Source organism: Azoarcus sp. CIB (assembly GCF_001190925.1).
Lineage (GTDB): Bacteria > Pseudomonadota > Gammaproteobacteria > Burkholderiales > Rhodocyclaceae > Aromatoleum.
Genome location: NZ_CP011072.1, coordinates 1,170,818 through 1,183,567, shown reverse-complemented (window position 1 = coordinate 1,183,567; position 12,750 = coordinate 1,170,818). Strand labels below are relative to the sequence as shown.

Sequence of the window (12,750 nt, the reverse complement as noted above, 5' to 3'; positions counted from 1 at the left end):
AATCTCGTCGTATTGTTGGAAACCGCCTCCCTGACCGGGCGACCGGATTCGGCTGCAGGGTTCGCAAAGGGCGTGCCACCGGGCCGCTGCCGCCGAAAATCCTCTCCGGTTCCTGAAACATGGCCCAAGCAACGAGTTTTTCAAGGCGATATCGGTACATCTAGCGATTTTCATTGCTCTGATTGACAGCACGTGTTCCGTTTTGGAGCAACTGCGCCCCGCGGCCTGCACAGATGCGCTGATCCGTCGCGTGGCACACCCCTTGCTCGAATCGGTGCACAAACAAGGAGGGCGGCATCGACCGCCCCCGTGGAGGAGACCCGATGCGCAGTTCGACCCTGATCGTGCTGGCGATGTTTTGGCTGTGCCCCGTCACGGAGGCGCCGGCCGCCCCCCCTGCTGCTGCAGCCGCCAGCGCGGATCCGCTCGACTCGGCGCGCTGGGGCGACATGGTGAAGACCTTCTTCGCGGGCGCCAGCGTCGTATTCGATGCGCGAGTGAAAGTCGTGGCGCCAGTGATCGCCGAGGATTCGCTCAACGTCCCGGTCTCCGTCGATGCGAGCGAACTGCCCGGCGTTGAAGAGGTGCTCGTCTTCGCCGACTTCAATCCCATCCTCCCGGTGCTGCGCTTCCAGCCGAAGAAGTCGCGCCCCGCCCTCGCCTTCCGCCTCAAGCTGCAGCAGTCCTCGCCGGTGCGCGCCGCCGCCCGCACCGCCGACGGCGTGTGGCACGTGGGCGGCGTGTGGATCACGGCGACGGGCGGCGGGTGCACGGCGCCGTCCACTGGATCGGGCTCGCCCGAGTGGCAGGAGCGCCTGAACCAGGTCAGCGGCAGGATCTTTCCGCGCACCGATGGCGGCGAGCGCCTGCGCGTGCGCGTGATCCACCCGATGGACACCGGCCTCGCGCCCGGCATCCCGGTGTTCCATATCGAGGAACTGAGCCTCGCCGACGAATCCGGCGCGGAGCTGATGCGCATCCGCGCCTACGAACCGGTTTCCGAGAACCCGCTGTTCACCATCGACATGCCCGCCGACGCAGCGGCAGGAACGCGCATCCATGCGCGCGGCCGCGACAACAACGGCAACCGCATCGACGCATGGGTGACGCAATGAAGACGTCCGCCCTGCCGTGCATGCTGCTGGTGCTCGGTCTCGCCCTGACGCCCGTGCTGACGTCGAATGCCGCTCCCCCCGCCGTCCCCGACACCGACCGCTTCGACTACCACCTGGAACCGCGTGAAATCGCCCCCGGCGTGCACGTCTTCGTCGGCCTGCGCGAAGACTTCACGCCTGCCAACGGCGGCAACATCGTCAACACCGGCTTCCTCGTCGGCACGGACGGCGTCATCGTCATCGACACCGGCCCCTCGCGCCGCTACGGCGAGCAGATGCTCGCGGCGATCCGGCGCGTGACGCCGCTACCGGTGGTGCTGACGATCAACACTCACCACCATCCGGACCACTTCCTCGGCAACCAGGCCTTCCCCGCCGCCACCCTCGCGGCGCTGCCCGAAACCCTGCGCGGCATCCAGAAGGACGGCGAGGCGTTCAACGAGAACCTCTACCGCATGTCGGGCGACTGGATGAAGGGCACCGAGCGGGTGACGCCCGCCCAGGCGCTCGCGCCGGGGCCGCGCAGCGTCGGCGGGCGCGACATCGAGATCGTCGCGCTCGACGGCCACACCCCGGCCGACGTCGTCGTGATCGACCACGCGACCGGCACCGTCTTCGCGGGCGACCTGCTCTTCCACGACCGCGCCGCGACGACGCCGCATGCGAACCTCACGCACTGGCTCGCCGCATTGAATCGCCTCGCAGCGATCCCCGCAAAGCTGTGGGTACCCGGCCACGGCGCCCCGTCGGCCGACGACACGCCGATCCGCCAGACGCGCGGCTACCTCGAATGGCTCGCCGCCGCGATACGCGACGGCGCCGAGTCCGGTCTCGACATGACCGAGATGCTCGCCCGCGCCGTCCCGCCGCAGTTCCGCGGCCTCGCCGAGGTCGAGCGCGAATACCGCCGCTCGGTCGTGCACCTCTATCCGGCCGCGGAACAGGCCGTACTGGAGAAAGCCCATGCGCGCTAGATCGACCACCCTCGGCACCCGCGTCGGCCTCGTGCTCGCCGCCACGCTTGCGCTGCTCCTGCTCGTCGGCGCCGGCTGGTGGGTGCGCGAGACGCGCAAGTCGATCCACGAAGAAGTGCTCGCCGCGAGCCACGTCGCGCAGCAATGGGTCGCCGTGCTCGTCTCCGAAACCCTGCGCGACCGCGCCGACGGCCCCGACCGCCTGATGGCGCACCTGCGCGCCGTCGGGCGGCTGCGCGCGAACCAGCTGGAAGTGCATGCCCCCGACGGCGCCCGCCTCTACGTGTCCCCCGAATCGACCTACAAGCCCGGCCGCTTCGCCCCCGACTGGTTTGCCGAACGCATGACGCCCGCGCTGCCGGTACGCCACTTCGACGCCGGCGACCGCCAGATCGTGCTGCGCCCCGACGCCTCGCGTGCCGTGCTCGACGCCTGGGACGACCTCACCGCCGGCCTCGGCACCGCCTTCGCGCTACTGCTGGTCGTCGCCCTCGCCGCGCGCTTCGCGCTGCACCGCGCACTCGCGCCGCTCGCGCAGATCGACGCCGCCCTCGCGCGCGGCGCCGACGGCCGCTTCGACGTCCGCCTGCCCGGCTACCGCGTCGCCGAACTCGACCGCCTCGCCGCGAGCTACAACCGCCTCGCCGATACGCTGGACGACACCCGCGCGCACAACCTGCGCCTCGAAGAGGATCAGGCCTTCACGCGCGCCGTGCACGCCCGTCTCGAAGAGGAGCGGCGCGTGATCGCGCGCGAGTTGCACGACGAACTCGGACAGGCCATCACCGCGGTGCGCGCCATCTCCGGCGCCATCCTGCAGCGCTGTGACGACCAGCCGCAGCTCCACGGCAGCGCCCAGGCCATCCTCGCGATGACGGGCCAGATGCAGGACGGCGTGCGCACGATCCTGCAGCGCCTGCGCCCCGCCGGCGCCGACACCGGCCAGCTCGACCGCGCCGTCGCCGACTACTGCCGCCTGTGGTCCGGCCACCATCCCGACATCCGGGTCGACTGCCGCACCGCCCCCGCCAGTGCGCCGACCGGCGAGGCGTTGAGCCTCACGGTGCTGCGCCTGCTGCAGGAAAGCCTCACCAACGTCGCGCGCCACTCCGGCGCCACGCGGGTCGAAGTGCGGCTCGATTTCCAGCCCGATGCCGTCGCGCTCGAAGTGTGCGACAACGGCCGCGGCCTGCCGCCCGACCCGCGCCCGGGCCGCTACGGCCTGACCGGCATGCGCGAGCGCGTCGCCGAGCTGCACGGCGAACTCGAATTCGACACCTCCCCCGGCGGCGGCCTGCGCGTCAGCGCCCGCCTGCCGCACCCCATCCCCACCGAGATTCCCACCGAGGAAAGCCTCCATGGCCAGCAGCCTTGAAAACCTCCGCCTCGTCCTCGCCGACGACCACGCCATCGTCCGCATGGGCTTCCGCATGCTGCTCGAAGGCGCTGGCGCCACCATCGTTGCAGAGGCCGACAGCGGCGAAGCCGCGATCGCCGCGTTCGGCGAGCACCAGCCCGACGCCCTGGTGATGGACGTGACCATGCCCGGGCTGGGCGGCCTGTGCGCTCTGGACCGCCTGCGCGCACACCACCCCGGCGCCCGCGTGCTGATGCTCTCGGCGCACGAGGACTCGCAGATCCCAATGCGCGCGCTGCGCTCCGGGGCAACCGGCTACCTCTCGAAGCGCGCCCAGCCGCAGGAACTGGTGCGCGCCGTCGCCCAGGTCGCGCGCGGCCAGCGCTACGTCGACCCCGAGCTCGCACCGCAGCTCGCGCTCGCGCAGTTCGGCGGCAGCAACGACCCCGCCGACGCGCTCACGGACAAGGAATTCGCCGTCTTCCTCGAACTCGCGAAAGGCAATTCCGTGACCCAGGTCGCCGGCACCCACAAGCTTAGCCCCAGCACCGTCGGCACCCACCTCTACCACATCAAGCAGAAGCTCAACGCCGCGAATGCCGCCGAACTGGCGCTGATCGCGGTGCGTTCCGGCCTGATCGAAGCCTGAGCGGCGCGCACACCTCACGCGCAACGCGATGCGCCCGGCGACGCATCCCGTATTCATGTCCTACTATGTAGTTCGACGTTCCCGCCCTCACACCGATCACGCATCGTGCCTCGCGCCGCCGGTGCCTAACGACGTCGTGCATCCATCAGGCAGTCAAGGAGGAGCCCATGCCGTTCATGCTCAAGATCCAGTGGGACATCAAGGCCGGACGCGAGGCCGATTTCCGGGCCAATCAGGCGGCGCTGTGCAAGGTGATGCTCGATCACCCTGGGGTGATCTGCTACCACGCCGATTACCCCTCGCCCCGCGTGAGTCAGTGGACCGAGATCTACGCGACCGACGAGGCGTTCGAGGCGCATCTTGCCAATGAAAAAGGCAAGGTGCCGCTGGCGACCCTGATCGAGGCCTGCGACAAGATCACCTGTCAGTGCTGGGGTAACCCCAACGCACGCTCGAAGGAGATCCTTGCGGGCTTCGGGACGACGTATCAAGAGACGGCGGAAAACGCCTTCGTACTGAATCCGCAGGCCGACAAGGACTCGCCCATCTGATCCGGCGCCGCCCCGTCCAGCGGGCGGTCCGGATCGCGGGCAGATCGGACCGCTGCGCGGAACGCACCGACCTGCCCGGGTGAATCAGCGCCGCTCGTCGTTGCGCTCCCACCAAGGGCGGTCGCCACCGTCATCGCCCCGGCGGTCACGCCGGCGATCGTCATCGTCGTCGCCCCGGCGGTCGCCGTCGCGGTCGCGGCGACGATCCCGTTCGCGCTCCCGTTCCCAGCGGCGCTGGTCGTCGCGATCCCAGCGCCGATCGTCGCGGTCGCGGTCGCCGCGCCCTTCATCCCTGCGCCCCTTGAAGCGGATTTCCCGCGGATAGTGACTGCGGGGCAACTCCACCCAGGGGCCCGACCGGGAGCTCGAATAACGCCAACGCGCGTTATCGTAGTAGTAGTAATAGCCGCGGTAGAAGTAATACGGCTCCACGTCGAATTCGACGAGGGCTGGCAGTGCCGGCGCGACGACCACCGCGCCGCCATGCGGGGGCGCCACGACGCATGCAGTGAGCACGAGGGCCGCGAGCGACGCGATTGCGAGCTTTTTATACATATGTATTCTCCCGAACGGATGGGACCCCGGATCGCCGGAGGCTTGCGTCGATGTGGCAGACCGGCAAGTCGAACAGTACGCCCTAATATTATCCTCCTGCCCGGAACGATCGCACGTTTCCAAACGTCACGCCTGCCGCCGCGCGAGCAGCAGCAGGTTGCGCGGCGTGAGCGCGCGTGCGCAGAAGGTGCCCGCCTGCACGTCGAAGCCCGCCTCCTCCAGCCCCAGCGCGAGGTCCATCACCAGCCACACTTCGAGCGCACGGCGGAAGGCGTGGCGGATCACTTCGAGGCGGCGGACTTCGGCGCGGCGCCGCTCGCCGACGGCGAGCCAGTGCTCCCAGTCCGACGCCGCCGGCAGGCGCAGCCCTTCGCGCGCCGCCAACGCCCGGCAGTAGCCGGCGAAGTCGAGCGCCAGCCACGATGCAGGCACGGGCTTGAAGCTGCGCACGGCTTCGCCCTCGATCTCGTTGCGCAGCGCGACGAAACCCAGCTTCCACGCCTGGTCGCGCGCCAGGCGCGTACGCACGTTGCGCGGCGCGGTGACGGTCTCGGTGACGGCCAGGCGCAGCGCACGCTCGTCGAGCGCCAGCGTGGCAGCGCGGCTCAGGGGCCGGTAACCGTCCCCCGCGCCGAGGTGATAGCAGCACGGTGCGATGCGGTAGCTGTGCGCATGATCGTGCCCCGCGTGACGGACCAGCGTGCGATGCAGCTCGCCGCAGGCATGCAACGCGACGACGGCATGGCCGCGCACATGGCGACGGGCGCCCTCGTCCAGCGCATCGCCGCAAGTCACGGTCTGTTCCACTCCGCTCCCGTCGGCGAGCCGCTCCGCGGCCCGGCACAGCGCGGAATCGATCTCCAGCAGACGCACCGGCACCCGGTCGAGGAGCGCCAGCCGCCGCCCCAGATGCCCCTTGCCCGCGCACCACTCCAGCACCGGCGCCCCTTCGGCCGGCGCGTGTGCGGCGAAGGCGTCGATCTGCGCGAGCTTGCGGCCGGGGATGAACAGGTCGGCACGCGGATCGCGCGGCGGCAGGTCGCGCGGCACGAGTTGCCGCACCGTGCACAGCGTTTCCAGCCTTTCGACCACGGGCAGGCGCGGCGCGAGCCACGCGCGGCAGGCGTCGGGGTCGAGGACGAATCGCTCGAGCGTCGCCTCGTCGAGACCGAGCACCGCGTCGGCGAGCGCCGGCTGCGCCTCGCACCAGGCGGGCCGCCGCACCTGGAAAGGCGACGGACGCCAGAACGCCTCGTGCGCATGCAGTTCCGATTGCAGTTCGAGAAGGCGTTCGCGGTGATTCATGCGGTACGGCGGGAGGTGATTGCGGAGGCGCGAGTATCGCAAACTCCTGCGCTTCGCGGGCAAGCGTGCGCGGCCCCCACCGCATCCGATTGCCACGGACACGGCCGGCGCGTAGGCTCTGCGGAACCCCGGACGCGATCCGGTAGTCATTGCGGCATGTCCGGACACGACCGCCGGCGGGCGTTCGCGGACATCCGAGTCACCGGAAGTCGCGCCGCAGCGCATGGGCGCGACATCCCTTGCGTCCCCCTCACCCGGTCAAGGAGCCCATCAATGAAGCTGTATTTGAAACCCGGTGCATGCTCGCTCTCTCCCCACATCGTCCTCGAGGAGGCGGGCCTGAAGTACGACATGGAAGTCGTCGACCTACAGACAAAGGTCACCACATCGGGCGCGGATTACTGGAAGATCAACCCCAAGGGCTACGTTCCCGCGCTGCAGCTCGACAACGGCGAAGTGATCACCGAAGGCCCCGCAATCGTCCAGTACCTCGCCGACCAGGTACCGGGCAAGAAGCTCGCTCCGGCCAACGGCACCATCGAGCGCTACAAGCTGCAGGCTTGGCTCACCTTTATCGGCACCGAAATCCACAAGACCTTCAGCCCCTTCTTCAACCCGGCGACGCCCGCCGAGTGGAAGGCCATGTGCCGCGCGAACCTCGAACGCCGCTTCGGCTACGTGGCCGAACAGCTCGCGGGCAAGGACTACCTGATGGGCGCGGATTTCAGCGTCGCCGACGCCTACCTGTTCACGGTGATGGGCTGGGCGAAGTACATCGAACTCGACCTGTCGCAGTGGCCGGCGCTCGCCGCCTACCAGGCCCGCGTCGCCGCCCGCCCGGCGGTCGTCGCAGCGATGAAGGCCGAAGGGCTGCTGTGACAGCGTGACACCCCGCCCTCCCGGCTCCGGTCGGGAGGCATCGCCGCCGTGCGGCAAGCAGGATCCGGAGGGACAGGTCATGGATGCGCAACTCAAGGACATCGAAGTCGAGCGCCTCGCAGGTGGCAGCACGACGATGGGCGAATACGCCGGCAAGGTGCTGCTGATCGTGAATACCGCCAGCCAGTGCGGCTTCACCCCGCACTATGCCGGGCTCGAACAGCTCTATGAGAAGTACCGCGACCGCGGGCTGGTGGTGCTGGGCTTTCCGTGCAACCAGTTCGGTACGCAGGAACCGGGCGACGCCGCCGAAATTGCCGCGTTCTGCGAGACGAACTACGGCGTCAGCTTCCCGATGTTCGCCAAGATCGAGGTCAATGGCGACCACGCCCACCCGCTCTATGCATGGCTCAAGACGCACGCGAAAGGCGTGCTCGGCACCGAAGCGATCAAGTGGAACTTCACGAAATTCCTCGTCGATCGCAGCGGCACCCAGGTCGAACGCTACGCACCGATGACCCCGCCGGAAGCCATCGCCGACGACATCGAAGCGCTGCTCTGAGCGGCGTCTTTGGCCGCAATGAACCCGCAAGGCCCTGTCGGAATCGAAACCTCCACCCACAACCAGCAATTCGTCCAGCCATGAAGACATACGACCACGGCAAGCTCGACCGCATCGTCGCCGATGCCCGGCGCACCGCCGACACGCGCAGCGACGGCTACCGCGAACGCGCACTGAAGATCTACCCGTGGATCTGCGGCCGCTGCACGCGCGAATTCACCGTAACCAACCTGCGCGAGCTGACGGTGCATCACCGCGATCACAACCACGACAACAACCCGCCCGACGGCAGCAATTGGGAGCTGTTGTGCATCTACTGCCACGACAACGAACACCAGCGGCAGCTCGAAGCGCAGGCAGGCAGCTCGATCCAGACGAACAACGGCACGGTGTCGACGCACAACCCGTTCGCCGACCTGAAGGCCTTGCTCACGAAGGGGAAGTGAAGGGAAGTGACCGCCCCCGAGACTGTTTCGCGCGCGGGGGCGCTACCGCCCCGGTTCGCGCTCAGCCGACGGCTTCCGCCTCCCGGGCCCACGGTCCCGCATCCGGATCGACGAAGCGTATCCCGCCGCGGCCGGCCTCCTTGGCCAGATACATCGCGGTATCCGCGCGTTTGATGACGGCGTCCTCGCTCGCATCGCCCCCCGTAAACAGCGCCACGCCTATGCTCGCCGAGCAGCGGTGCTCGATTTTCCGGACGCCAGGCGCGGCGGGTTCGATGCCCAGCACATATGGCTCGGACAGGCGCGCCAGGATCTTCTGCGCGACCACTCCAGCCTGACGACGCGACTCCGCGCCGTCGGACGGCAGCTCACAGAGCATCACGACGAACTCGTCGCCGCCGAAGCGCGCCACGGTATCGACCTCGCGCACGCATTTCTGCAGCCGCCGCGCGACCTCCACCAGCAACTGGTCGCCAATGTCATGGCCATGGGTGTCGTTCAGCGGCTTGAAATTGTCCAGATCGATGAACAGCAGGGCGCCCGGGCGACCGGTGCGCTTGCTGGCCGCGAGAGCCTGTTGCGTGCGGTCGAGGAACAGCCGGCGATTCGGCAGGTTTGTCAGGGAATCGTAAAAACCGAGCAGGCGGATCTGGTCTTCCATGTTCTTGCGCTCGGTGATGTCGGTCGAGATTCCGCACAGCGCGTAGATCTCGCCGTTCTCGTCACGCAGGGGCAGCTTGACGGTCAGGCAGGTCGCCGCGCTGCCGTCCTTGCGGTTCTGGATGGTCTCCTCCGTCCTGAGCAGCTGCCCTTCCTTCAGCACCTGCTCGTCACCCGTGCGCATCCGTGCCGCGGTCGCTGCATCGAAGAATTTCTCGTCTGCGTAACCGACGATCTCCTCCTCCGCCAAGCCGAAGCGCTCGCGCACCTTGCGATTGGCGAACAGATACCGCCCATCCCTGTCCTTCATGTAGATGTCGGCATCGACACTTTCGAGGATCGTGGCGAGCTTCCGCTCGTTCTCCCGCAACGCCCGCTCACGCTGCGACAGGGTGTCCAGAAGTCGATTGAACCCGCCGATCAGTTCGCCCACCTCATCGTGCCGGACCACGGCCAGGGGGGCCGGAAACTGCCTCGCATCGGAAATTGCGGCCAGGGTCTTCACGGTGTTGAGCATCGGTGCGAGTTGGCGTCTCAACATCGCCCAGGTGAGCCCCCCCGCGAACAGGGTGAGCACGATCGCCGCCGCCAGCACCCGCTGCTGCACGGCACGAATCGGGGCGAAGGCCTCCTCGATCGGCAGAGCGACCGCCGCAAACCAGCCCGCCAGCGGTATGCTCTTCACAGAGCCAAGCACCTCCGCTCCATCCGATGCACGGAACACGGCCGAGCCTTCGTAGCCGTCGACAAAACGGTCTATCGCCGCGTTGACGCCGGGGGCAGGCAGCGTCTCCATGATCCGGCGCTTGTCGGAGGCGGCGAACACCAGCCGATACTGCGGCGCCACAAGCGAGTAGCCGCCCGTGCGGCCGTAGACGTTTCCGGCGATCTTGTCGATGAAATTGGGTCTCGACAGGTCCGTCACGCCCAACACCGCGCCCACCACACGGCCCTGCGAGTCGCGAACGGGCACCGCCATGCCGAACACCGGCGCGGGAAGCTTCTTGCCCATGATCGGCCGACCGATCATTGCCGAGCCATTCTTCAGCGCGGCGGCGACATGCTCCCGATCCATGAAATTGACACCGATCCGCCCCGCCGATCGCGGATTGTCGGCGATCGCCGTGCCGTCGGCATCCAGAACGGCCACTCCGCCGTTGAACAGTTCGAGGAGGACCGGGTTGCGCTCCAGAAGCGTCTGCGGGTCCGACGAGCCCTGCGCGGCAGCCGCTGCACTTGCGCCCGCAAAGGCGTCCAGAGCACGCAATCGCTGACCCAGGTCGTCATTGACCCCGGCCGCCAGGATGGTCGCCGTCGAGAACTGCTGCTCGCCCATCAGGCGCTGCATATCCTCGCGCAATATGTGGCTGGCGTAGAGGGCCAGCGACCAGATGCTGACCAGAAAAATGCACAGCGTTACAAGGGTGATGCGCGTGTTGAGCGTTCGCCACCGAAAATCAGGCAGATTCATTCAAGACCCTGGCAATGATTGGTCTGACGGAAATTGTCGGGGGCGCCCGGAATCGGGACATCGATGGCAGTGCATGTGCAACAGATCCGCTTCGGCACGACTGCCTTTATTGTTAACGGATGGAAAATAACATCTTGCGGCCGACGACTCGGTGAAATCCTCAACGCTGCAGCCCCGCCAGACGGGATTCAGGTCGGATCATGCTCATCCCAGCGCCCCAGCTGGCGCGCGACCAGGATCCAGCCCCCTGCGACCGGCACCGCAGCCAGGGCGATGGCGCCGACCGACAGGCCCAGCGCCGCGAGCCCGGCGTAGATCCAGCCGCTGGCGAGGTCGCCGCCGCGATACACCACCGCATCGATGAAGGCCTTGGCCTTGTAGCGCTCCTCGCGGCCCACCAGCGTGAACAGCACCTCGCGCGCGGGCTTTGCGAGCGCATGGCGGCTGCTGTCGTACAGCACGCGCACGACCACCAGCACGGCCAGCGCCGGCACCGTGCCGAGCACCACGAAGCCGACAAGCGCGACCGCGGGCAGCAGCGCCAGCGTCAGCCCCACGCCGAGGCGGCGCAGGATGTGGGCCGTGAGGAAGATCTGCGTCGCGATCGTCAGCACATTCACGGCGAGGTCCACGCGTGCCAGGAACACCCGCCGCAGCGCCCGGTCGGTGTAGGCCTCGCCCAGCATGTGCGCCTGCACGAAGTACAGGATCGTCGAGGCGAAGGTCATCAGCAGCAGCCACAGCGCAATGCGCAGCAAGGCCGGCGAACGGAACACGAGCCGCGCCCCGCTCCACGCGCTGCCGCCGATGCGCGCCTCCGGTTCGCGTGCAAGCGTGGCCGGCTCGTGCTGCGCGTGGCGGTCGAGTGCGCGCGCGCACCACGACGCCACCTCCAGCGGCAGCACCGCCATCAGCAGCAACAGGAACACCGGCACATGCTGCGCCAGCACCGCGGTCGTCGCCGAACCCGCGATGCCGCCGAGCGAGGAGCCGACCGCGATGAAGCCGAACAGGCGCTTGCCCTGTTCATGGCGGAACAGGTCCGCGACGAAGCCCCAGAACACCGTGACGACGAACAGCGCGAACACGCTCACCCACACGTAGAACACGCGGTCTATCCAGGCGCGTGCGGACTCGGGCAGCAGATACAGAGCGGCATAGAAGACGAGCAGGTTGGCCGCGAAGAAGCGGTTCGCCAGCGGCACGAACACCGCCCGCGGCCAGCGCGCCACGGCCGCCGAATACAGCGGCACCGCCAGCAGCATCACGACGAATACTGCAGTCCACAGGATCTGCAGGTTGCCCCGGTCCGCCGCGCCGATCTCGTCGCGCACCGGACGCAGCAGGTAGTAGGAATACAGGATCGCGAAACCGTAAGCCGTCGCGAGCAGCAAGGGCAACGTCTCGCCTTCACGCACCGGCACCACCCGGCGGACGAGCGCCCCGAACATCGCTCAGCCGCCCTCAGTGCGCCACGCCTAGCGCCTGCCGCAACTCGCGCGCCGTCAGCGCCCGGCCGAACACCGGCGAACCGACGTCGAAATCCTTGGCGCGCGCCAGCCCGCCGACCGCCACCGGCTCGAAGCCCGCCTCCTCGACCAGCCGCGCGGCAACCGCCAGCGCGTCATGGTCGTCCGCCGCCAGCGGCACCCCGACGCGCTCGCCGCTGCGATGCGCCTCGCTGCGCAGCGCCAGATACGGCACCGACGTAAAGGCCCGCACCAGGCGCACGCCCGGCAGGTATTCGGCCGACGCCACCCCGGTGCCCCGCTCCAAAGCCGGCGTCGCCATCGGCCCGTCGCGCTCGCGCCGCGGATTGCCGGTTTCCAGCACCACCTTCCGCGCCATCAGCCCCGCGTAGTCGCGCCCCACCTGCGGCAGCGCCCCGTACGGCACCGCGATCAGCACGACATCGCCGAACTCCGCCGCCTCGCGCGGCGTTCCCACCCGCACGTGGGCGCCCAGACGCGCCGCGAGCGGTTTCAGGTCGTCGGGATGGCGCGAGGAGATCAGCAGCTCGTAACCGGCCTTCGCCCACAGCTCCGCCAGCGCGCCGCCGATCCGCCCGGTGCCGATGATGCCGATACGCAAACGGTCCGACGCGCCGATCGCGAAACGCGGCAACGCGGCCAGCGCGGCCGTCGCCAGCGCGGCGAAGATCAGCACGCGGCGGCGACGATCGGGCGGGAAAGCGGGCTGAAAATGGGACCGGATTTGCGCAATCAT

At 68.5% G+C, this 12,750-nt stretch carries 13 protein-coding genes; 8 read left to right on the top strand and 5 right to left on the bottom strand.

All coding sequences use genetic code 11. The annotated features are described in order from the left end of the window. Positions 1-323: 323 nt before the first annotated feature. The 5 genes from AzCIB_RS05235 (at position 324) to AzCIB_RS05215 (ending at position 4,646) form a co-directional block, all read left to right on the top strand. Positions 324-1,115 carry a quinoprotein dehydrogenase-associated SoxYZ-like carrier gene (locus AzCIB_RS05235; RefSeq protein WP_157058425.1) on the top strand — a complete coding sequence of 264 codons (792 nt, stop codon included), beginning with the start codon at positions 324-326 and terminating at the stop codon, positions 1,113-1,115. Further along, on the top strand, positions 1,112-2,089 hold the full coding sequence (locus tag AzCIB_RS05230) for a quinoprotein relay system zinc metallohydrolase 1 (protein ID WP_050414924.1): 978 nt from the start codon (positions 1,112-1,114) through the stop codon (positions 2,087-2,089). The genes AzCIB_RS05235 and AzCIB_RS05230 overlap by 4 nt, the downstream gene beginning before the upstream one ends. Continuing rightward, complete coding sequence (locus tag AzCIB_RS05225) at positions 2,079-3,464, top strand: HAMP domain-containing sensor histidine kinase (protein WP_050414923.1); 1,386 nt, start codon at positions 2,079-2,081, stop codon at positions 3,462-3,464. Before AzCIB_RS05230 ends, AzCIB_RS05225 begins: the two co-directional genes overlap by 11 nt. After that, complete coding sequence (locus tag AzCIB_RS05220) at positions 3,448-4,095, top strand: response regulator (RefSeq protein WP_050414922.1); 648 nt, start codon at positions 3,448-3,450, stop codon at positions 4,093-4,095. Before AzCIB_RS05225 ends, AzCIB_RS05220 begins: the two co-directional genes overlap by 17 nt. A gap of 167 nt (positions 4,096-4,262) precedes the next feature. Further along, positions 4,263-4,646, top strand: a complete 384-nt coding sequence (locus AzCIB_RS05215) for a putative quinol monooxygenase (RefSeq protein ID WP_050414921.1) — start codon at positions 4,263-4,265, stop codon at positions 4,644-4,646. Between the two features lie 84 nt (positions 4,647-4,730). On the opposite strand, the gene AzCIB_RS24055 is transcribed toward AzCIB_RS05215, so the two are convergent. Next, entirely contained in the window at positions 4,731-5,201 is a 471-nt protein-coding gene (locus tag AzCIB_RS24055; protein WP_157058424.1) for a hypothetical protein, read from the bottom strand. A 126-nt stretch (positions 5,202-5,327) separates the two neighbouring features. Continuing rightward, entirely contained in the window at positions 5,328-6,506 is a 1,179-nt protein-coding gene (locus tag AzCIB_RS05205) for a methyltransferase (protein ID WP_050414920.1), read from the bottom strand. 273 nt (positions 6,507-6,779) lie between these two features. On the opposite strand from AzCIB_RS05205, the gene gstA reads away from it, so the two are divergent. The 3 genes from gstA to AzCIB_RS05190 all read left to right on the top strand — a co-directional run bounded on the left by gstA (position 6,780) and on the right by AzCIB_RS05190 (position 8,393). Beyond that, on the top strand, positions 6,780-7,385 hold the full coding sequence (gene gstA / locus AzCIB_RS05200) for a glutathione transferase GstA (RefSeq protein ID WP_050414919.1): 606 nt from the start codon (positions 6,780-6,782) through the stop codon (positions 7,383-7,385). A 79-nt stretch (positions 7,386-7,464) separates the two neighbouring features. After that, positions 7,465-7,947 carry a glutathione peroxidase gene (locus AzCIB_RS05195; protein WP_050414918.1) on the top strand — a complete coding sequence of 161 codons (483 nt, stop codon included), beginning with the start codon at positions 7,465-7,467 and terminating at the stop codon, positions 7,945-7,947. 80 nt (positions 7,948-8,027) lie between these two features. Beyond that, the gene (locus AzCIB_RS05190; protein ID WP_050414917.1) at positions 8,028-8,393 is read left to right on the top strand and encodes a YajD family HNH nuclease; all 366 of its coding nucleotides are present in this window, start codon (positions 8,028-8,030) and stop codon (positions 8,391-8,393) included. Between the two features lie 61 nt (positions 8,394-8,454). Here AzCIB_RS05190 and AzCIB_RS05185 read toward each other — a convergent pair whose 3' ends face one another. From AzCIB_RS05185 to AzCIB_RS05175, 3 genes are all read right to left on the bottom strand, one after another. After that, on the bottom strand, positions 8,455-10,524 hold the full coding sequence (locus AzCIB_RS05185) for a diguanylate cyclase domain-containing protein (protein ID WP_050414916.1): 2,070 nt from the start codon (positions 10,522-10,524) through the stop codon (positions 8,455-8,457). 188 nt (positions 10,525-10,712) lie between these two features. Continuing rightward, the gene (locus AzCIB_RS05180) at positions 10,713-11,975 is read right to left on the bottom strand and encodes an NTP/NDP exchange transporter (protein ID WP_050414915.1); all 1,263 of its coding nucleotides are present in this window, start codon (positions 11,973-11,975) and stop codon (positions 10,713-10,715) included. Positions 11,976-11,988: 13 nt separating this feature from the next. Beyond that, positions 11,989-12,750 carry an NADPH-dependent F420 reductase gene (locus AzCIB_RS05175; RefSeq protein ID WP_083446881.1) on the bottom strand — a complete coding sequence of 254 codons (762 nt, stop codon included), beginning with the start codon at positions 12,748-12,750 and terminating at the stop codon, positions 11,989-11,991.